General features: G+C 44.9%; 19 protein-coding genes, 1 tRNA gene and 1 pseudogene. 12 read left to right on the top strand and 9 right to left on the bottom strand.

All coding sequences use genetic code 11. The features are described 5' to 3' along the window. The first annotated feature begins 34 nt into the window (after positions 1-34). The 9 genes from GA565_RS04330 to GA565_RS04370 all read left to right on the top strand — a co-directional run bounded on the left by GA565_RS04330 (position 35) and on the right by GA565_RS04370 (position 11651). Positions 35-1315 (top strand): hypothetical protein, encoded by a 1281-nt coding sequence (locus tag GA565_RS04330; protein ID WP_152197482.1) that lies wholly within the window; start codon positions 35-37, stop codon positions 1313-1315. A 37-nt stretch (positions 1316-1352) separates the two neighbouring features. Then, positions 1353-2510 (top strand): glycosyltransferase family 4 protein, encoded by a 1158-nt coding sequence (locus GA565_RS04335; RefSeq protein ID WP_226950903.1) that lies wholly within the window; start codon positions 1353-1355, stop codon positions 2508-2510. A gap of 16 nt (positions 2511-2526) precedes the next feature. Beyond that, positions 2527-4011: a murein biosynthesis integral membrane protein MurJ gene (gene murJ / locus GA565_RS04340; RefSeq protein ID WP_152197483.1), complete on the top strand. Its 1485-nt coding sequence runs from the start codon at positions 2527-2529 to the stop codon at positions 4009-4011. Beyond that, a complete protein-coding gene (locus GA565_RS04345) occupies positions 4004-4573 on the top strand; it encodes an acyltransferase (RefSeq protein ID WP_226950904.1) in 570 nt (189 codons plus the stop codon). The genes murJ and GA565_RS04345 overlap by 8 nt, the downstream gene beginning before the upstream one ends. Then, a complete protein-coding gene (locus tag GA565_RS04350; protein WP_152197485.1) occupies positions 4560-5723 on the top strand; it encodes a glycosyltransferase in 1164 nt (387 codons plus the stop codon). The genes GA565_RS04345 and GA565_RS04350 overlap by 14 nt, the downstream gene beginning before the upstream one ends. A gap of 98 nt (positions 5724-5821) precedes the next feature. Beyond that, entirely contained in the window at positions 5822-7372 is a 1551-nt protein-coding gene (locus tag GA565_RS04355; protein WP_152197486.1) for a right-handed parallel beta-helix repeat-containing protein, read from the top strand. A 130-nt stretch (positions 7373-7502) separates the two neighbouring features. Continuing rightward, the gene (locus tag GA565_RS04360) at positions 7503-8924 is read left to right on the top strand and encodes a mannose-1-phosphate guanylyltransferase/mannose-6-phosphate isomerase (protein WP_152197487.1); all 1422 of its coding nucleotides are present in this window, start codon (positions 7503-7505) and stop codon (positions 8922-8924) included. Between the two features lie 12 nt (positions 8925-8936). Continuing rightward, on the top strand, positions 8937-10313 hold the full coding sequence (cpsG, locus tag GA565_RS04365) for a phosphomannomutase CpsG (protein ID WP_152197488.1): 1377 nt from the start codon (positions 8937-8939) through the stop codon (positions 10311-10313). A 183-nt stretch (positions 10314-10496) separates the two neighbouring features. Further along, on the top strand, positions 10497-11651 hold the full coding sequence (locus GA565_RS04370; protein ID WP_152197489.1) for a glycosyltransferase family 4 protein: 1155 nt from the start codon (positions 10497-10499) through the stop codon (positions 11649-11651). Between the two features lie 75 nt (positions 11652-11726). Here GA565_RS04370 and GA565_RS04375 read toward each other — a convergent pair whose 3' ends face one another. The 3 genes and pseudogenes from GA565_RS04375 to GA565_RS24725 all read right to left on the bottom strand — a co-directional run bounded on the left by GA565_RS04375 (position 11727) and on the right by GA565_RS24725 (position 12971). After that, the gene (locus tag GA565_RS04375) at positions 11727-12344 is read right to left on the bottom strand and encodes a phosphatase PAP2 family protein (RefSeq protein WP_152197490.1); all 618 of its coding nucleotides are present in this window, start codon (positions 12342-12344) and stop codon (positions 11727-11729) included. A 192-nt stretch (positions 12345-12536) separates the two neighbouring features. Continuing rightward, positions 12537-12835, bottom strand: a pseudogene (locus GA565_RS24910) (isocitrate/isopropylmalate family dehydrogenase); the annotation flags it as partial. Continuing rightward, complete coding sequence (locus GA565_RS24725; protein WP_226950905.1) at positions 12804-12971, bottom strand: hypothetical protein; 168 nt, start codon at positions 12969-12971, stop codon at positions 12804-12806. The gene GA565_RS24725 and the pseudogene GA565_RS24910, both read right to left, overlap by 32 nt. A gap of 194 nt (positions 12972-13165) precedes the next feature. Here GA565_RS24725 and GA565_RS24730 point away from each other — a divergent pair, with 194 nt between their 5' ends. Together GA565_RS24730 and GA565_RS04390 are read left to right on the top strand one after the other, a co-directional pair. Further along, positions 13166-13387 (top strand): hypothetical protein, encoded by a 222-nt coding sequence (locus tag GA565_RS24730; RefSeq protein ID WP_226950906.1) that lies wholly within the window; start codon positions 13166-13168, stop codon positions 13385-13387. A 256-nt stretch (positions 13388-13643) separates the two neighbouring features. Beyond that, positions 13644-13719 (top strand) — tRNA-Phe (locus GA565_RS04390). An 829-nt stretch (positions 13720-14548) separates the two neighbouring features. On the opposite strand, the gene GA565_RS04395 is transcribed toward GA565_RS04390, so the two are convergent. The 4 genes from GA565_RS04395 to GA565_RS04410 form a co-directional block, all read right to left on the bottom strand. Beyond that, positions 14549-14941, bottom strand: a complete 393-nt coding sequence (locus GA565_RS04395; RefSeq protein WP_152197491.1) for a helix-turn-helix domain-containing protein — start codon at positions 14939-14941, stop codon at positions 14549-14551. A 260-nt stretch (positions 14942-15201) separates the two neighbouring features. Continuing rightward, positions 15202-15513 (bottom strand): hypothetical protein, encoded by a 312-nt coding sequence (locus GA565_RS04400; protein WP_152197492.1) that lies wholly within the window; start codon positions 15511-15513, stop codon positions 15202-15204. A 97-nt stretch (positions 15514-15610) separates the two neighbouring features. Beyond that, positions 15611-16519 carry an SDR family oxidoreductase gene (locus GA565_RS04405; RefSeq protein ID WP_152197493.1) on the bottom strand — a complete coding sequence of 303 codons (909 nt, stop codon included), beginning with the start codon at positions 16517-16519 and terminating at the stop codon, positions 15611-15613. A gap of 116 nt (positions 16520-16635) precedes the next feature. Continuing rightward, entirely contained in the window at positions 16636-17370 is a 735-nt protein-coding gene (locus GA565_RS04410) for a pirin family protein (RefSeq protein ID WP_152197494.1), read from the bottom strand. 208 nt (positions 17371-17578) lie between these two features. Here GA565_RS04410 and cho point away from each other — a divergent pair, with 208 nt between their 5' ends. Then, positions 17579-18418: an excinuclease Cho gene (gene cho, locus GA565_RS04415; RefSeq protein WP_152197495.1), complete on the top strand. Its 840-nt coding sequence runs from the start codon at positions 17579-17581 to the stop codon at positions 18416-18418. Between the two features lie 15 nt (positions 18419-18433). Here the strand turns inward: cho and GA565_RS04420 are convergent, their stop codons facing one another. Next, the gene (locus GA565_RS04420) at positions 18434-18853 is read right to left on the bottom strand and encodes an NUDIX hydrolase (RefSeq protein WP_152197496.1); all 420 of its coding nucleotides are present in this window, start codon (positions 18851-18853) and stop codon (positions 18434-18436) included. Positions 18854-18978: 125 nt separating this feature from the next. Then, complete coding sequence (locus GA565_RS04425; protein ID WP_152197497.1) at positions 18979-19833, bottom strand: tagatose bisphosphate family class II aldolase; 855 nt, start codon at positions 19831-19833, stop codon at positions 18979-18981. Positions 19834-19858: the final 25 nt, after the last annotated feature.

Raw genomic sequence — 19858 nt, forward strand, 5'->3', positions numbered from 1 at the left:
AACTCTGTAATCAAGTGCCTTTGAGAGAAAGTGAATGCTTGAACTATCTTATTTTTTATTAGTATCTATAAACATTATCATGTTTTTGATTTTGTTTATCGTCAATAGAGTAGGGCTGTTCATTACTCAGTGGCTGATATTTGTCGTCTGGTTTTTCGCATTTCCTTCTTTTTTACAGTATTCCAAGCATATATACCCTTGGGCAAATTATCCTTTGCCTAAGGAAATAACCTTCGTCAATTTTGTCACTCTGTTGTTTAGTCTGTTTATGTTCATTGGCTACGCGATTGCTTATAAAAATGAACTTAAGGGAAAATTTGTCATAGAAACGCGGAGTGATGAGGCAAAGTCAGAATTGCACATCGACCATAAAACCAATATTGTTGCTCTGTTTTTAATGTGCCCTTCGATAGTCTTTATTGGTATAGTCGGCATTCCCTCTTTCTTCATGGGGAGGTCAATCATTAGCGACTTAGTCTATGCCGATGGTTTTCTGCCGATGCTCTACGCATTGTCAAAATTTTGTGCGTTTGGAATATTTGTAGTTTATTTGTGTTTCTGGGTTAATAGAAATAAAGAAGAAAAATTTGGCATGTTGTCGTATGCGGTGATGCTTCTTTGCAGCGGCATTAACTTTATCATTAATAGCCCGCTGTCCAGTCCGCGTTTTCATTTTCTAAGCATGGCTGTGGCTATTGCGGTAGCACTTAAGAAAATGAACACCAGGCTTTCTTCCATTGTATTATTTATAGCTTCACCATTGTTTCTTTTCGTTTTATTTCCAATGGTCAAACATTTAGGTGAAACGGGGAAAAGTTATAATACCTACGACCTGTCCGACTATATTGTAGGCGGTGTGGATTTTGACTCTTTCCAACAGTTAGTCAATATCACTCGATTTGTTAAGGACCAGGGTTATTCCTGGGGCATAAATTTTGTTTCGGGAGTTAGCTTCTTTGTTCCCAGGAGCCTTTGGGAGTCAAAGCCGGTTAACCTGGGCATTTTAGCCGCTCAGCATCAGGGATACTTTTACACTAACCTCAGTGCGCCTATTGTTGGTGAGCTTTACTACGCGGGTGATCTTATCGCAGTGGTGTTAGGTGCACTTTTCATTGGCTTATTGACGGGGCGGGCCGATTCGTATTTGAGACAGGCAAAAGTTTCCTATTATTATTTTATAGGTATTTGGATTTCATCATTTTCATTTATCATTTTTCGTGGATCTTTTGGTTCCATTGCGCCTCCGATAATGCTCGGTTTATGTTCGTCGATGCTGTTGCTTTATATAAATAGGTTTAACCGGCATCAAGTATAATAACTGAATAAAAATAACTCTTCAGATGAGACGAACTATGAATAACGTTGTGATGTTCACCCGCTCTCTACCTATGCATGGGTTAGGCGGCATGGAAGTCGTAGCCTGGGATATTGCCAAGGGATTACGCGATGAGGGCTGTAATATTAAGGTGGTCACCACCTGTACAGCGGAATTTACAGGCCAGCATACGATTGATGGAATTGATATCTATTTTATCGAGAATATAAAAATTGGTAAATACTCTGCGAAGTGGTGGCGAGAGTCTAAACGTATTTTTGATCAATACTTCGCCCATCATTGCGACACGGTGTTTAGTGTGAGCTCGGGTGCCTACGGTATTATTAATCATCGACGTGCATACCCAGGTACTCAATTTTTAATTCAGGTTCACGGAACCGCGTGGGGAGAATTTGTTTCAAAAATTAAGACCCGAACGCTGCGTGGGTTTTTGACCTCACCTAAAAATCTAATGTGGTTGTGTCGTGATCTCTTAACTTATAATCAGTTTGATTATATTGTCGGTATTGGACAACAGGTCTGTGCGGATTTTAAAAAATGGCCTTACTCTCGTATAATAAAATTGGATAAAACCCGGTTAATTAGCAATGGGATTGATGTGGAATTATTCAAAGACTCTTGTGAAAATACTGAAAAAATAAAAAATAAATACCATATCCCCGTTAACAAGAAAGTTATCCTGACCGCCTGTCGACTCCATCCACAAAAAGGCGTATATAACTGCATTCAGGCATTGAACTTGCTAAAGAACAAGCAAGATTTTGTCTATCTGATTGCCGGTGATGGCAGCGATGAAGCAAGATTGAAGGCTTTGGTACAAACCTTGAATGCCCAGGATTATATCAAATTTATTGGCGCTAAAACGCGCGACGAGCTTGCCGAGATTGCGTCAGTCAGTGATATTTTTTTGTTTCTTACCGACCGTATAGAAGGCCTGCCGCTAAATATTCTTGAAGCAGCGGCAGTGGGATTACCTATTGTGCTCGCTGAGCAGGTGCAACTTTTTCCATCAAGTAATATTCATCTCATTAATCCAAGAGATTATGCGACGGCTGCGGCTAAAATTGCCTCTTTACTTTCCGAGTTGCCGCGTGAAAAAGTAAGCTATATTCCGGCCGAATACACATTAAGTTATGCTGCTAATAAATATAAGCGCCTTCTAACGTTAGAATGATGAAAGGATAATGCACGTGAGGAAGGCCATAGTCTCGTTAATAAGCGGTAATTTACTTTCCAAGGTGTTAGGACTGATAAGGGAAGTTGTTGTTGCTGCGCTTTTTGGTACCGGATATGTCAACGGAGCCTATCGGGTGGCGCAGACCGGCACATTGGTTCCGGTAAATTTTTTAGTCAGCGACAGCCTGACCGCATTTATCCCGCTCTATAAGAAATTTAGTGCGGAAAATGAAGATAAAGGAAAGTTGTTCTTCTGGTCGATGCAGCTCGTTTTCCTACTGTTCTCAATACTACTCACCGGTGCGGCAATTATTTTTGTTGGTCCTTGGTTAAGTATCCTGGCCCCTGGTTTGGATGAAAAAACCCGAGCACTGTCTGAAAGTATGTTGATTATCATGAGTCTTGGCATTGTGCTTTATTTGGGCTCGGCCTTGATAAACTATGTCGAAATGGCACATGACGATTTTCTGCCGATGTCGATGAGGCCGTCTATTCAAAATTTCGGCATGCTTCTGGGTGCGCTTTTTGCTTATCTCATTAACAACCCCATCTACTTGGCTTGGGGTTTTACCCTCAGCTATGGCATTTTTTTTGGCTGGGTGTTCTCTCGCGGCCTAAGAAAAGGGATATTGGGTTTCCCCCGAAAATGTGAACTGTCGGTATTGAAGGAAGTCAGTGCAAGCTTCTGGAGCACCTTGAAGCCGCTCATTTTATTGCCTTTTTTATATCAAGGTAATATCGCCATTGAGCGTGCAGCAGCGACATTAATTAGTATCACCGCCGTTTCTGCTCTGGATTATGCCAAATTTATTACCGAAACCCTGCTGTTGGTTGTTTCTACACCGATTGCATTGGCGGGTTTGGCAAATTGGGGGGGCTTAAAGCCCGAGATCATTAAAGCTAAGTTGGTTGAAGCTTTTACCTTACTTCTGCTCTTTTCTTTGCCCGTTTCGCTGTTCCTGGGACTGCATGCCAAACTGCTGGTTACCGTGTTGTTTGCCCGAGGAAAATTTGACCATAACTCAATCGTCGTGACAGCTAACATTCTGCAGGGCATGTCGATTGGCCTTTGGGCAAACGTTATCAGCTATGTCCTTATAAAAGCCTTGAATACTCAATTCAGGAATAAAGCCGTCATGGTATTGATGACAGCTGGATTACTCACTAATGCTTTATTTAATATTTTCTTTCATAACTATTTTAAGGCGTTAACGTTAGGGTTGGGATATTCGCTTTATGGATTGATAACGTTGGGCGGATGCGTATATTTACTCGGCATTTGGAGCAATGTTAAAAATAGTGTCATTTATGTCCTTACCTTTTCGGCGCTTTATGCTTCCTCAAGTTATTTAGACATTGGTCTGTCAAATCCCTTGGCGAACTTGTCATTAAATAGTGCTATTTTTATCGTTTTTTGGAGTGGAGTTGTTTATTGGGTTCCCTCTTTTAGGGCAAGCATGTTATCCATTATCATTAAACGGAGGAAGGTTGATGTTTAGAAAAATAAGACTGCGCTTCCTTATTTCATTTGTTAGATGTTTATTTTTAATGATTAAGTATGGTAAGGATATAAAAATAAATCCGCTAAGAGTATATATTTCTTTTAGTGCGAAAATAAAAATAACTGACGGTGGAACGATCGAAATTAGAGGGGGTCGCGACAGAGTCTTCCTGTCTAAAAACACCTCAATACACTGCTCAGGCGGAACATTAACTATCGGGAATGGTGTGTTTTTTAACGAAAATAATCATCTTGTTTGCCACTCTTCGATGTCGATTGGGGATGACTGCTTGTTTGGACAAAATGTTTGTTTTTTCGACTCAGATCATCAGTTTGGCAATTTAGAGAAGAAAATACGCGATCAGGGATACAGCATAAAACCCGTGAGTGTTGCCGATAATGTCTGGATAGGCGCCGGGTCAATTGTGACTAAAGGAACATCTATTGGTGCGCACAGTGTTATTGGTGCGAATTCTGTCGTTAGAGGTTTGTTGGACGGTCAAAGCGTATATGCGGGCAATCCGGTCAAATTCGTAAGGAACATTCATGGAAACCGATAATAAAGAGATCGTTTTGTTGTCGACCGCTGATTGGGATAATCCGTTTTGGACTAACAAGCAGCACGTTGCCGTTGAGTTTGCTCGCAGGGGATATAAAGTTCTCTATATCGATTCTCTAGGCCTGAGGGCGCCAAGCTTAAATAAGAAAGATTTTGGCCGCATAGTAAAGAAGCTGGTTAAAGTTGTGCGACCACCAAAAAAAGTGCAGGAAAATATCTGGGTCTGGTCTCCCGTGACGCTTCCCTGGAACGCCTATCGTCCAGTTCGATTCTTCAATAAATTTTATCTCAGCTCGTGTGTGAAACTGTGGAGTAAATTACTGGGCTTCAAAAAGCCCTGGCTGTGGACTTATAATCCACTTACTACGGAGTTTCTAAAGCCGGATAATTTCTCTAAAACGATTTATCACTGTGTCGACGAGATTAAGGCTCAGCCGGGAATGCCTATCGATATTCTTGAGCGTGAAGAAAAAACGCTGCTTAAATGTGCTGATATTGTTTTTGTGACAGCACCGCAACTGAAGGAATCTCGTCTGCAATGGAATGATAATATCCATTATTTTTCCAACGTAGCTGATTTTTTACACTTTAATAAAGCACTGACTGAAGATTATCCAATACCTGATGATATCAAGGATATTAAAGCCCCCATTTTAGGCTTTGTTGGAGCCGTGAGTGCTTATAAAATAAACATGGCGCTATTGTGTTATCTCGCCAAATCAAGGCCTGAATATAATATCGTGATAATCGGTGAAGTGGGGGAGGGCGATCCTTCGACAAAGATCCATCTATTAAAAGAGTTTAAAAATATTCATCTTTTGGGACCAAGATCCTACTCCATTTTGCCGCAATACCTGAAGCATTTTGATGTTGCACTTTTACCTAATAATCTAAATGAATACACTGACAATATGTTTCCAATGAAATTTTTTGAGTATTTGGCTGCGGGTAAGCCTATTGTTAGCGTTGATCTTTCTTCTATCAAAGAGTTTCAGCATATTGTGAAAATAGGGCACAGTTCCGAGGAGTTTGTACAAGCGGTTGATCAGGTCTTAAAAGGAGATGTCGCTTCTTTAGATGATCGTTTGCTATTAGCGAAGGAATATACCTATGAAAACCGCACGGCCAAGATGTTGGATATGATTGATTGATGGAAGGAAAACATTTTATGCCTACTTCTGATGTATTTTAGGTTTCTTGATGCGCTTGCGGCTTCATCTTATTTTCACTCAGACAGGTGTAGTAGAGTATGAATATTACTAAAAGACTGCTCTTAAAGCGTGTTTTATTTGGTGCTATTTATTCATGTGTAGGCTTTAGGTCATTTGCCAGCCCGATAGCGTTGCTTGCGGCGGAGATTAATCCTATCGCTAATCAAAATGCTACTGACCCTGCTTTATTTTTGAAAAAAATAAAAAATAAAATCACACTTGAAGCTCTAAAAAATATCCAGGGTTCAGCGATCTATGATTATTATTTCGTGTTGCCAGATGACATAAAGAACGATCCTCTCAGTCTTTATATCTGTATCGGCAGTGCCACGCCAACGTCTAGCGAGTATGTGACCTCCATTGATGGGCTTAAATGGCAGAAGTATATTTTGCAATTTGAGCTGAGTGACTTTGGTGCTGTTGGTGACGGGGCAACAGACTCTGCCGATGCCATTGAGTTAGCGCTTAACTCCGGTCTTGCTATAACAGAAACTAAAGGCTATTCCTTTTTACTCGGTAGAACGATTAACATAAGTGATATTTATCTTAACCTCACCGGATTGGGGCAGGGGAAAACGACGTTCCTTTTGAACCATTACAATAACGGTATCGAGTTTAGCCGTGCTTCTCCGAACATTGAAAAATCAACTGTCACACTGAAAAACTTCACCATAAAAAGACTTAATAATGGGCTTTATGAGGGGGGGGCTGGCCCTAAGGGATTGTATGTGGGTAATGCGAGTCCGTTACTCATCGAGAGTGTGGAAGAGTGTTATGGCTTAGGCTATGGCTTGCATATAGACTATTCAAATAATGTGGTGGTCAGAGACTGCCATGTTCACGACCATAAGGGGCAGGCCGCGGGATTATCAGGTACCGACGGTATTCATTTCTATCGCTCGCAAAATGTCACTGCGGAAAAAAACTTTGTGCATGATGTCGGTGATGATGCTATTTCAGCCGGTTCATACGACAGTAATTACGCGGCTGAGAATATATCTTTCCTCGATAACAAGATATATTCCTCTAAAGGAGGAATGAAAATTTATGCCTTTGCGAGTAACGTTCTTATTCAGGGAAATAAAGTCGTAGGTGCCCGTGAGGGTGGGGTATATCTGACTGACGATGCCAACTCTCCTGAGGGGTCTACTATTGATGGCGTGAAAATTCTCTACAATGATTTTTATGCCATTGGTGTTTATGGCCAGTCGGATGAAGGGGGAGCATTAAGAATTCGATTCTGGCCTGTAGAAGGGCATGCCTCTAAAATTACCAATATTAGTTTCGAAAATAACTCAATATATAACTCTCGTGTGGGTATATCTGAACTGGCTTATAATAGCACCAAGCGGCTATCTAATTTACAAGTGTTAAATAATACGTTTATCGTTAATGGTGGTGCAGTCGGGGTTATCAAGAAATATTCTATTAGATTAACCCAGTGTGATGATGTTTTAGATATTTCTAAAAATACATTTACCTACCCAACACTCGATTATTCTATTTTTTATGGCGCTGGGCTATCAGAGCTGCAGTGGAATTCAACAGCGCAGCCAAATACCGTCGATAACAGCGTTGTTATAGCATAATTTTCAGCGTATTCAGTCGTGTATTTTATTTTACTAATAATGAAAAGTAGCCGCTGGATTTAATTCCTGTGGTATTGCTCTTGTCGATTCCTCTGAGTATTTTTCTGAGGAATATATATCGAGGATGACTATGATTCTTCCCGTTATTATGGCCGGTGGTACCGGCAGCCGCTTATGGCCGATGTCTCGTGAACATTTTCCAAAGCAATTTTTGAGTCTTCACGGCGAACAGTCAATGCTACAGGAGACGGTCACCCGCCTGCATGGCCTGAACGTTTGTGAGCCGCTGGTTATTTGTAATGAGCTGCATCGTTTTCTCGTGGCCGAACAATTACGCCAAATTAATCAGCTAGCCAATAACATCATGCTAGAACCCATTGGCCGTAATACCGCCCCTGCGATTACGCTAGCGGCATTACACGCGATCAAAAATGGGCAAGACCCGTTATTACTGGTGCTGGCTGCCGACCACGTCATCGAAAATCCTGAGGCTTTTCATAAGGCGGTGCAGGGAGCCATTCCTTTTGCCGAGCAGGGAAAGTTAGTCACTTTCGGGATTGTAGCGACCAGCCCAGAGACCGGCTATGGCTATATTCAACGCGGCATGGCGTTCAGCAGTGACGCCGTTCCTGCCTATCGAGTACAGCGTTTTGTAGAAAAGCCGTTGCTGGCAACCGCACTGGAATATCTTGAAAGCGGTGAATATTACTGGAACAGTGGCATGTTTCTGTTTGGCGCCAAACGTTTTCTGCAGGAGATGGAAATATTCCGTCCAGATATCGTTGCGGCCTGCCGTAAATCTATTGAAACCGCTCAAGCCGATCCTCAGCAAGATTTTATACGCGTTGATGCCGCCTCGTTTATTGCCTGTCCCGATGAGTCTGTTGACTACGCGGTAATGGAAAAGACCTCGGATGCCATTGTTGTCCCTCTCGATGCTGGCTGGAGTGACGTAGGGTCATGGTCTGCACTGTGGGATGTGAATAATAAAAACGATCAGGGCAATGCCCTCATTGGCGATGTATTTACTCATAACGCCGCCAACTGCTATATCAAGTCCGATGAGAAACTGGTGGCAGCCATTGGCGTCGATAACCTGGTCATCGTTAATACTAAGGATGCGGTGCTGGTTATTGATAAATCCCAGGTTCAGGACGTTAAAAAGGTCGTGGAGTTTTTGAAAAAAAACCAGCGCCGTGAATATCGACTGCATCGTGAGTCTTATAGCCCGTGGGGACATAACGATAAAGTGGTTAATGCGCCACGATATAACGTTAATCGTATTACGGTGAAACCAGGAGGGAAATTTTCGCTGCAAATGCACCACCACCGCACCGAGCATTGGGTCATTCTCTCCGGTACCGCCAAAGTGAGCCTCGAAGATAAAACCTATTTTCTGACTGAAAACCAATCAACTTTTATTCCGATTGGCACCCAGCATACCTTGGAAAACCCGGGGAAAATTCCGTTAGAGCTGCTTGAAGTCCAGTCAGGCTCCTATTTGGGCGATGACGACATTATCCGTATTTCGGACCTTCATGAACATTTCTAACGGGGATACAACATGTCAGCTAAATTAACCTGCTTCAAGGCCTATGACATTCGCGGTGAACTGGGTGTCGAGTTAAATGAAGAGATTGCTTACCGAATCGGCCGCGCCTACGGTGAGTACTTAAAGCCTAAAAGAATCGTGGTAGGCGGAGATGTAAGGTTAACCAGTGAGGCGCTGAAATTAGCCGTAGCGAGAGGACTACGGGATGCAGGAACGGACGTAGTCGACATAGGCGTATCGGGCACTGAAGAAATTTATTTCGCCACCTCTTATCTAAATGTGGATGGCGGTATCGAAGTGACTGCCAGCCATAATCCAATGAATTACAATGGCATGAAGTTAGTCCGAGAGAGTTCAAAACCGATTAGCGGTGATACGGGTTTACGTGATATCCAACGGCTAGCGGAAGAAAATAATTTTATTCCCATCGAGGAGAATAAGCGTGGTTATTACGAGACGCTGTCGGTGCTCGATGCCTATGTTGATAAAGTGCTCAGCTATGTGGATTTAAACAATTTCAATCGCCCTTTAAAACTGGTTATTAACTCGGGTAACGGTGCAGCAGGACACGTCGTTGATGCTATCGAGCAGCGCTTTATACAGGCAGGTAAAGCGGTTGAGTTTATCAAGGTACATCATCACCCAGACGGCAATTTTCCTAATGGTATTCCTAATCCACTATTGCCTGAATGTCGTCAGGATACGACGGATGCCATTATTAAGCATCAGGCGGATATGGGAATAGCCTTTGATGGTGACTTTGACCGCTGCTTCCTGTTTGACGACGAGGGGGAGTTTATCGAGGGTTATTACATTGTTGGTTTACTGGCGGATGCCTTTCTCGAGAAATACCCCGGCTCACGGATTATTCACGACCCACGTTTGAGCTGGAATACCATTGATATTGTCACTCAGGCTGGGGGAACGCCGGTGATGTCAAAAACCGGACACGCCTTTATCAAAGAGCGCATGCGCGAGGAAGATGCCGTTTACGGCGGCGAGATGAGTGCTCATCATTATTTTCGCGACTTCGCCTACTGCGACAGTGGGATGATCCCTTGGCTTGTCGTGACCGAATTGCTGCATATAAAAGGCAAATCTCTGCGACAGTTAGTTAACGATCGGGTTATCGCCTATCCGGCCTCAGGGGAAATAAACAGCAAGCTAAGTTACCCGGACCGGGCTATTTTGCGCGTGTTGGCGGTTTATGAGAAAGAAGCTTTAAAGGTTGACTATACCGACGGCATTAGTCTGGAGTTTGACGATTGGCGTTTTAACCTGCGCAGCTCAAATACGGAGCCAGTTGTTCGCCTAAATGTTGAGTCACGGGCCAACACAGCGTTAATGAATGAGCAAACCGAGAGAATTATTTCTATTCTTCGAGACTGACCTACTGAATCTATTTTTGAAATCAGTCTGTCTTTATGACAATTAATCAGGGTTTTTAATTCAGTTGCACAGCGATTTTATTAAAAAATAAAAACAAGCCAAGATGATGTTCTGGCGGTTAATCCTTTGCGGATATTTACCGTAGATCGTTGCTTTGTGCTTTATTATAAAAAAGGAATAATAATGTTACGAAATGTCAACGTTGGCATTGTTGCTGACTGGTTAGTCACTTTTGCAGGTTCTGAAAAAGTTATTGCCGAATTTATTAACCTTTATCCTCAGTCAGAGATTTATTCTGTAGTAGATTTTCTCTCTGATGAGTCAAGGCTTCTATTTAATGATAAGAAAGCCACCACTTCTTTTATTCAGCGACTGCCAAAAGCAAAAGGAAGCTATCAGCAGTACCTGCCATTAATGCCCTTGGCAATAGAGCAACTGGATGTGACCGGGCACGACATTATTTTATCCAGCAGTCACGCCGTCGCAAAAGGCGTGCTGACAGGACCGGACCAGCTGCATATCAGCTATGTACATTCACCGATACGCTATGCCTGGGACTTTCAGCATCAATATCTGCGCGAGGCTGGACTGACTAAATGCCTTAAAGGGAAACTGGCGCGCCTATTCTTACACAAAATAAGGCTTTGGGATTATCGCACGGCCAACGGCGTTGACCATTTTATCGCTAACTCGCAGTTTATTGCCCGCCGAATCAGAAAAGTGTACGGCCGTCACGCAGACGTGATTTACCCGCCGGTAGACGTTAATAATTTTACCCTGCAGGAGGATAAAGAAGATTTCTATCTTACTGCCTCACGGATGGTGCCTTATAAACGTATTGATCTCATTGTCGAAGCCTTTACCCAAATGCCTGACAAAAAATTGGTGGTTATCGGGGATGGCTCAGAGATGGCCAAAATTAAAGCCAAAGCCGGCCCGAACGTAGAGATCCTCGGCTATCAGCCAAACGCAGTGATGCAGGACTACATGCGGCGTGCGAAGGCCTTTGTCTTTGCAGCAGAGGAAGATTTTGGAATAACGCCGGTTGAAGCCCAGGCCTGTGGCACGCCAGTGATTGCATTTGGCAAGGGGGGAGCACTCGAAACGATCAGACCCTACGGTGAGCAAAATCCGACGGGCGTTTTCTTTAGCATGCAAACAGTAGCTTCGCTGAACGAGGCGGTGCAACATTTTGAGGCAGTACGCGACGCAATCACACCGCAAAACTGCCGTAATAATGCCTTAAGATTTTCAGCAGAACGCTTTAAATTGGAAATAGATACATTTATCAAAGAGAAGTGGTTAGCATTTAATAATAATAAAAAGGTTGTTTATTAGGTTATTACAGTTTAACAGTCTGGTTTTTACCGCAGCGTGTAGACACCGCTCTAAATAGAGCGGTGTTGATACTGATTAATGAAGTTCCGCCAACAGCCTTGCTCGAGTCCAGGCGGGATGACCAGTAACATGTTCTGCGAGTTGCTCAATCATATTTTGCGTAGTGGCTTTTTTGCCGGTGCTAAGCAAAATAATCGGCAATATTAATAATACAGCAAGCTGTGGCAGCGTGAATGCCTGAACCTTTTGATGGCGGTTGGCAAACAAAAACAGGCTGCTGGCGCTGATACCTAAAATCAAACCGGTAATCACTTCGCTCGGTGAGTGCGCCTGCAGCATAACCCGGCTGATGCCAATTAATACGGGCAGTAGGAAACCAAGAGTGACCATGGTGCGATGGATACCACGGCGATAGCCACCGGTGAGCAACCAGAGTAAAACGGGCCATACCGTCGCTGACATCGTGGTGTGCCCGCTAAACCCGGTAAAATTATAGGTCGCACTGCCCATACCCCAGGCGAGAAAAATAAATTTTGAGATACTGACGATTAAGCCGGTGATTCCAAAAGTAAATAACCAGGCCCATGGTGTTAAACGACCCGTTACTTTCCATGCCATAAATAAAGCAATAATAACCCCAGTCGGCAATAACAGCATGCTATCGCCAAAATAAGTCAGGCTATTCCAAGACAATAGGATTCCCCTTAATTAATTCTAACTTTTTGTTTAAAAAGGCCTAGTAATAATTAAGGAGTGTACCAGCAGGCGGGCGGTGAGCGATAGCTAAATTGTCTCCGCCCGACCTAAGATAAATCATAATTTATCGGTAATATTCTTTTTGTTTATCTTTGATTAAATAGTGAGCAAGGTGTTGTCGGGGAAAGATTACAAGGCATCGGCAATAGCCTGACCCAATTGAAGGTTATACCTGTGCCGCCAAGGTCGCCGGTTAATGGCGCATTATCCACACCAAGACTTAACACCTTTTCAATCGCCTGCAGTATCTCGGCACCTGCCTCAGAATAGCCAAGATGCTCAAGCATCATGCCACCGCACTGGATTTGCCCAATGGGATTGGCAATACCTTTTCCTGCAATGTCGGGCGCCGAGCCGTGCACTGGTTCAAACAGGCTTGGGAAGTTACCTTCAGGATTAATGTTGGCCGAAGGTGCTATCCCGATGGTGCGCGATGCGCGTCATCACCGTTTCCTGAATGACCACTTCTCTGTCCGTGTTTGGAAACATTATCCCGGCAACCTTTTCTATCACTTTAACGCCTTCCGGCATGACTTCTTTACCGATACCGTCGCCGGTAATCACGGCAATTTTATGTTTTTTATCAGAGATCTTGAGGGCCTCTTATCATTATCGGGCGGAGTTACATCATTAATAAGATACTCAGTCAGGACCACGCGCAAGCTGCAATTAACGCTCGAAGGCGAACGCTACGTTGATGTTAATCAAATTGACGAGCTGGAGAGTGTCGCGTCGAACAGTACGGGGCGCCGACCAGCGTGGCGAGTCTTGCTCACCATAACTGCATCGTGCTGCGCCAGTTTGATGGCGATTACGCAGTCTGGCGCTTTACCAAAGAGGGTAAGGAATACGTGCAAAAGGTGAGGGGAGATTTATCGAGTAACGACGGTGAAACGGGGGGGATTACGCGCTGGACGGACATGGGATTATCCTTCGCTCAGGGTGGGACATTCAAAATAATCTACAGCAGGATGAGTTAATCCCGCTGCTCACGGACTATCACGCGCCAGAGGCAGATATTTACGCGGTGTATACTTACAGAAAGCATGTACTCGCGCGTATCAGCGTTTTTATTCATTATCTCAAGCAGCATCTTGGACATAATCCGCGAATGAAGGAAAATCGTCGAGGTTTTCACCCTTTCGCTTTAAAAAACATCACTCAGGCGCGCTAAGCCACTAATCTGTAAAAAAGCCGTTGACGACACAGGGCCAATACGGTTTAATGCGCCCCGTTGCCCGGATAGCTCAGTCGGTAGAGCAAGGGATTGAAAATCCCTGTGTCCTTGGTTCGATTCCGAGTCCGGGCACCATCATTCATACAGCGTGGGTCAGAGAAAGCTTCTGACTGGCGTGAGAAAGTTGGTGTTAGAATCTACTTTAAACTAAATAAAAGCACTCAAGATTAACCATCAACTTCAAGAAGGGGACCTTTAAACGGGTTCCCTTTTTTTGTTGTCCGTCATCCTCACAGTCAATACCCACAAAGTCAATACACGTAAGACGTTAGATTTAAGCCTCGCTACCTTCATCTCTAACGACAAAGGGGTTTAAAAAAGCCATGGGCGATGAAGACACCAGGCCGGATCCCGATTTTCCGCAGCAGTCACTGCCTGAAGCACATGATATTGCCCCTGAAGATGGACTAAAACATCACAGTCAAAAGCGAATGTAGCCTGTGTTCGACATGAGCCCCAGCTACCTGAAGAGTTGTCCCCGTTATACGGCCGATCATTGCTAAAGAACAGGCAACTAAAATTTTTAAAATAATATCGACAATTTTTCAAAAGAACCGACCGACAAATAATATGAGATTTTTGTAACATAAGCGTTAAAAAAATTAGTGATAACTTATCATCCGCCTGAGGTTTGGCTTTCGGTTTTTTTATCCAATATAAAAACATTTAAGAACTCAGTCTAGCACGACAGGATTTAAGCTGTATCACGCTGAATTGGGACGTTTAGCTCGACTTTCATTTTTTGTAAAATATAAATATTACGCGTTTTTGTTTAAGATAACCTAAAAAATATCATTTAGACGTAAATAGGGCTTAACATTGATCATTATTCAATCAGGCGATGAGTGAGGATAGGTACTTTGGGAAATAAACCTTATTTTTTGGCTAAGAATAAAAACGATGTTTAGATTTTTAAGTCGTTTCTGGCACTTAGCAGCTCGGCGAAGAGTTTGTTAAATTCATCAACTTTGGCGCGCAGATCGGCCATGTGACGCTCTTTTTCTGATTCAGGAAGATAGGCGAAAAGCTTGAGTAGCTCGAGCTCACGCTCTGAAAGTGGCGGGGTCAATGCTTCGATAGGCGTCGGTGAATACTCGCTGTCACCATATAAGATCCACGTAGGTGAACACTTTAGCGCCTTGGCCAGTGCAAAAAGATTTTTGCCTCCTGGCGTTGTATCACAGCTTTCCCACTGCGAAATTGTGACGTGTGAAACCTTCACCGCCAAAGCAAGATTGCGTTGGGTGTGTTTCAGCTCTTTCCGTCGCAATTTAATGCGTTCACCGTGGTTCATCATAATTGGATGATTCTAATTTTTATCGACTTAAATATCTCAAACACGATTTTTTAGGAAAAGCTAACATGGGTTTTTTATTTAAAATCTAATTTTCCCATCGGTTTTCCTTCAATGAGATTGTGCTTGAGTGATAATAGCGCAGCGGATTCTTCCGTTTTATAGGGGGGGATTTGAAACTTGTGAGCTATTCGGTCCAGCTTTATACTTCAATATGGACCTTATTGGTTCAACAAGACAGGTGTATCGATAAAATGGTCAATTTAATAATTTTGAATTAAGGTGCAATGGAATTTTGCAGTCGGCGGGGACGAAATCAACGAATTATTTATGAATATTATCCGGTTCTGATATTTCGGTTTAACAGAAGCTATCACACATTTAACGTTATGTTTATGCACCATGACGCAGGAGGCAGTTCCAAGAGAAAAGGTTACATCTTCCAACCAGTTATCTTCCGCGCCGTAGAGCCTTCTGTTTTCACTTTGAGCACCATAGAGTGCAAGAATTCCGTGATAGGGCTGGCAGACTTTCATGGTTTGGGCTTGAGACAGCGCATGCTCGCCGTGTGACATACGACACCTGTATTTGCCTTAAAAGAGTTAACAAATACAGGCTGTAGGTTATTTATGCAGCATAATCCGCAAGTTAATTTGGCACAGGCGCTGTGGGTTATAGCGTTCCGGTACCGCCGTCAGAGCACCACACTTGGCCAGAAGCATAGCTGTTCTCGGCGCTGGCGAAGGTGACATATAACGATGCGATTTCAGCCGGTTGTCCCGGACGGGCCAGCGGAGCCTCTTCCCCAAACTTCTCTACTTTTTCCTGAGGCTGTCCGCCACAAACTTGAAGCGCGGTCCAGTAAGGTCCCGGTGCAACGGCGTTTACTCTTATGCCGTCTGGACCAAGCTGTTTTGCCAACGACTTGGTAAAGGCGACGATTGAAGCCTTAGTCTGCGCATAATCCAACAAAATTTCGCTCGGTTTATACGCCTGCACTGAGGTGGTATTAATGATAGAAGCGCCGCGAGGCAGGTATTCCAGAGCAGCTTTGGTGATCCAGAACATGGCGTAGACGTTGGTTTTAAACGTCGCGTCGAAAGCCTCAGTGGTGAGGTCTTTAATGGATTTACAGAACTGCTGACGACCCGCATTGTTTACCAGAATGTCTAATCCGTCCAACGCCTGGGTAGCCTGTTTGACCAACTGCTGGCAAAACTTCTCTTCACGAATATCACCCGGAATGGCAACCGCCTTGCGGCCTTCTTCCTCAATTAATGCAATCACTTCTTTTGCATCCGACTCTTCTGCTGGAAGGTAGTTTATCGCAACGTCGGCCCCTTCGCGGGCATAAGCAATGGCAACCGCACGGCCGATGCCGGAGTCTCCGCCAGTTATCAGCGCCTTGCGGCCTGCCAATTTTCCACTGCCTTGATAGGATTTTTCACCGTGGTCTGGGCGAGGAGACATCTCGCTTGCCAGCCCCGGAAAGGGTTGTTTCTGCTTTTTAAAAGGCGGTACAGGATAAGAATCGGCATTACCCAAGACGTTTGCTGTGTCAGAATTTTGCTTGTTACTCATTATGTGCTCCTTCTATATTTACGTGAAACATAGATAAAGCCTAGGTCAAAAAATCACAGTTTTGAGTTTTTAGGATTGTTCTTCACAAAACGGGCCTGGGTACCAACCGACAATTTTCACTGTCCGCTAATCAGCCCGTCCATCACCGATTCGGCATCTAGATCCACAAGGAAGCAGACTAACGTAGTATTACCCGTTGATTCTATTGATGATAAGTTTACGTTGCCTCCGCTTATTGCATCGCCTTTGTAAAGCATATTTCTCTCAACCTCAATCTCGCCGTCCATGACATATAAAAACTGAGCAAAACCTTCGCGTTGCGGAGCCTCGGTTTTATCATTGTGCTCAAGACGAATGTCATAAACATAAACCGCCTGACGTATTTCCAGCGGCGCATCTTCGCCTTCGGGTCCGGCCAGTAGCGTCCACTGATTGGTTTTGATGCCTTCAGGGCGATTCATAAACTGCGTGCGACCTTCAAGATTTGCCAGACGCGGGCGGATAAAAATTTGCAACATTTCGGTCGCAACCAGAGGCGTGGACTCTTCATGCCAAAAACTTTCGCCAGCGTTCATCATCATCAGCTTTTTCAACGACAGCGGCGTGCGATTGCCGTTTGAATCCTCATGCACCATCGATCCCTGCCAGACATAGCTGAGGATTTCATCATTGACGTGTTGATGCATGCTGACCATCGTACCCATTTGCAGATTCGCATGGTCGATAACGCTCAACGGCCCAAATGCGTCGTCATTACGTTCAGGTAGGATCTTCCCAGGGCGCATTCGACGTATCTTGAAAGGGCCATATTCAAAGGTCGATTTCGGTTCCGCGCGCAGTACGTTAAACATTTTTTACTCCCTCGGCATAGGGTGAACACGGTGATCCCGTGCACTTGGAATAAGCATCATGGCAGCATAATGGCGAATTTTCCTGTAGCGGGTGAGTTTGCAGAGACGCTCGGCGTGACAAATGGAGTATTGATGGCTGTATAAATATTCAGTATCATCAACGTTGTCTATTTTTTATTCGGTAACGCCTCGCTGTTTTAGTGTCCTTATGCAAAACGAAAATACCCTGCTTTATCAGTATCCTGAACATCTGCGTCATACGCTCGATACGCTGCCCTCACGCAGCGGCGTGTACGTTTTTTACGGTTTGGACCACACCTTTCCACTGTATATCGGCAAAAGTGTGAACATTCGCAGCCGTGTGCAGGCGCACTTTCGAACGGCCGCCGAAGCCAAACTGTTACGCATGACCAGCAGCATTAATTATTTTGAAACCGTGGGTGAAATTGGCGCTTTACTGCTTGAATCACAAATGATTAAACAGCAGCGGCCGCTGTTTAATAAACGCCTACGCGTGACGCGTAAACTCTGTTCCCTGCAAGTGAGCGACGGCACGACGCGGGTCATTTTTAGTAATGAAACGGATTTTTCAACTGCCGATGACCTGTTTGGATTATTTAAAACCAAAATGGCGGCTATTGAGAAATTAAGGGAAATCGCCGATCAGGAACGGCTTTGCTACGGCGCACTGGGGCTAGAAAAATTGTCGGCCAAGAGAGCCTGTTTTCGCTATTCGTTAGGTCGCTGTGCGGGTGTTTGCTGCGAAAAAGAGTCGCTTGAGGCTCACCAGCTGCGGCTAAAAAGCGCGCTGGAAGCGATGAGGATTCGAAGCTGGCCCTATCCGGGGCGCATCGCGATTGAAGAAAAATCAGAGCAGCGGACCGAATATCACGTGCTGAATAACTGGTTTTATTTAGGTACGGTTAGCACTCTCGACGCCGCTAAAGAGGTGAATATCGCGCCTCCGCACTTCGATCGCGACAGCTACAAGATACTGTGTCAGCACGTATTGAAGCACAAGGGGTTGGCGATCACGCTGCTCGATTAACCCCTCGTTAAGCCTTTAGCCTTTGGATAATGCCTTAAGTGCCGCAATACCTTGGGTTTCAATCAGCGTTTGCAGTGGTGAAAAGAGTGGGGCGGGCAGTTCATCAAGATGAAACCAGTGCCAGCCTTCACATTTTTCCGGCTCCAATACGGCAGGTTCCCCGACTGCCGTGCCGCTGTACATAAACAGCGTGATGTAGTGCTTGCCAACGTCGTGGAACACATTGCTGACATAAGGTCCGGCGTGCAGTTCTCCAGTATCAAGACCGGTTTCTTCTGCCGTTTCACGCGTAGCACAGGCCTGTGGCGTTTCGCCAAATTCCAAGTGTCCGCCCGGTGCTGACCAGTCTCCTGCCCCGTGGCTGCCTCTTCGGCGGCCCAGCAGCAGTTTGCCCTCACGGAAAATGAGCACGCCAACGCCAATCTGTGGTGACATAAAAAATCTCCTGTTGTTTTAGAGATAATGCTTGGCTAAGCGTCCTCAAACAAGTTTCATTTACTGCGGTTGGCATGAATCTGGACGAACGAACTGAAATAGACTCCGCTACGCTTAATTCACACCTAACGCCGTCCTGCGCTGCCGCAGATACGGATTTTCTCGGCCACCACCGCCTTCATCGCCTGTTTACCGGGAACGATGTATTTGCGCGGATCGTTGGCATCAGGATGTTGATTAAAATACCCTTTAACCGCATCGGCGAAGGCAATTTTTAGCTCGGTGGCAACGTTGACTTTGCATATGCCCAGTGCGATGGCGCGTTTCACCATCGCTTCCGGGATCCCCGAGGCGCCGTGCAGCACCAGCGGAATATCAACCTGCTGGCGGATTTTCTCCAGACGATCGAAATCCAGCTTTGGTTCTCCCTGATACAGCCCGTGTGCCGATCCTATGGCCACCGCCAGCGAGTCAATGCCGGTGACTTCGACAAACTCACGCGCCGCCAGCGGATCGGTAAAGAAGCTGTCGGCCGAATCTACAACTAGATCATCCTCCTGTCCGCCGAGCCTGCCTAGCTCGGCTTCCACGCTGGCACCGTAGCGATGACACAGTTTTACTGCCTGTAAAACCAATTCAATATTTTGTCTAAACGGCAGGTGTGAACCGTCGATCATTACCGACAGGATCCCCTGATGAACCTTGTTTTCAATGTCATTCATCTCTTCGTGGTGATCGAGATGCAGCGCCAGTGGCAGATTGTAGCGGCGCGCGGCCGCCTGGCAGATCTCCACCAGATAATCGGTACCTGCATAGCTAAAGGTGCCCGGCGTGCCGGCCATAATCACCGGCGACTCCATTTCGGCGGCGGTTTCGGCAACCACCTGTACCGTCTCGAGATTGTGGACGTTGAACGCCGGAACCGCATAGCCTTCGCGCTGCGCTTTGTTAAGCATTTCGCGGTTAGAGACTAAATACATAGAAACTCCCTGTGTTGGCAATGTT

This window comes from Rouxiella sp. S1S-2 (assembly GCF_009208105.1).
Lineage (GTDB): Bacteria > Pseudomonadota > Gammaproteobacteria > Enterobacterales > Enterobacteriaceae > Rouxiella.

Coding starts and splice junctions, on each gene's coding strand:
- GA565_RS04330 (WP_152197482.1), top strand. CDS start 35: ATGCTTGAACTATCTTATTTTTTATTAGTATCTATAAACATTATCATG.
- GA565_RS04335 (WP_226950903.1), top strand. CDS start 1,353: ATGAATAACGTTGTGATGTTCACCCGCTCTCTACCTATGCATGGGTTA.
- GA565_RS04345 (WP_226950904.1), top strand. CDS start 4,004: ATGTTTAGAAAAATAAGACTGCGCTTCCTTATTTCATTTGTTAGATGT.
- GA565_RS04350 (WP_152197485.1), top strand. CDS start 4,560: ATGGAAACCGATAATAAAGAGATCGTTTTGTTGTCGACCGCTGATTGG.
- GA565_RS04355 (WP_152197486.1), top strand. CDS start 5,822: ATGAATATTACTAAAAGACTGCTCTTAAAGCGTGTTTTATTTGGTGCT.
- GA565_RS04360 (WP_152197487.1), top strand. CDS start 7,503: ATGATTCTTCCCGTTATTATGGCCGGTGGTACCGGCAGCCGCTTATGG.
- cpsG (WP_152197488.1), top strand. CDS start 8,937: ATGTCAGCTAAATTAACCTGCTTCAAGGCCTATGACATTCGCGGTGAA.
- GA565_RS04370 (WP_152197489.1), top strand. CDS start 10,497: ATGTTACGAAATGTCAACGTTGGCATTGTTGCTGACTGGTTAGTCACT.
- GA565_RS04395 (WP_152197491.1), bottom strand. CDS start 14,941: ATGATGAACCACGGTGAACGCATTAAATTGCGACGGAAAGAGCTGAAA.
- GA565_RS04400 (WP_152197492.1), bottom strand. CDS start 15,513: ATGTCACACGGCGAGCATGCGCTGTCTCAAGCCCAAACCATGAAAGTC.
- GA565_RS04405 (WP_152197493.1), bottom strand. CDS start 16,519: ATGAGTAACAAGCAAAATTCTGACACAGCAAACGTCTTGGGTAATGCC.
- GA565_RS04410 (WP_152197494.1), bottom strand. CDS start 17,370: ATGTTTAACGTACTGCGCGCGGAACCGAAATCGACCTTTGAATATGGC.
- cho (WP_152197495.1), top strand. CDS start 17,579: ATGCAAAACGAAAATACCCTGCTTTATCAGTATCCTGAACATCTGCGT.
- GA565_RS04420 (WP_152197496.1), bottom strand. CDS start 18,853: ATGTCACCACAGATTGGCGTTGGCGTGCTCATTTTCCGTGAGGGCAAA.
- GA565_RS04425 (WP_152197497.1), bottom strand. CDS start 19,833: ATGTATTTAGTCTCTAACCGCGAAATGCTTAACAAAGCGCAGCGCGAA.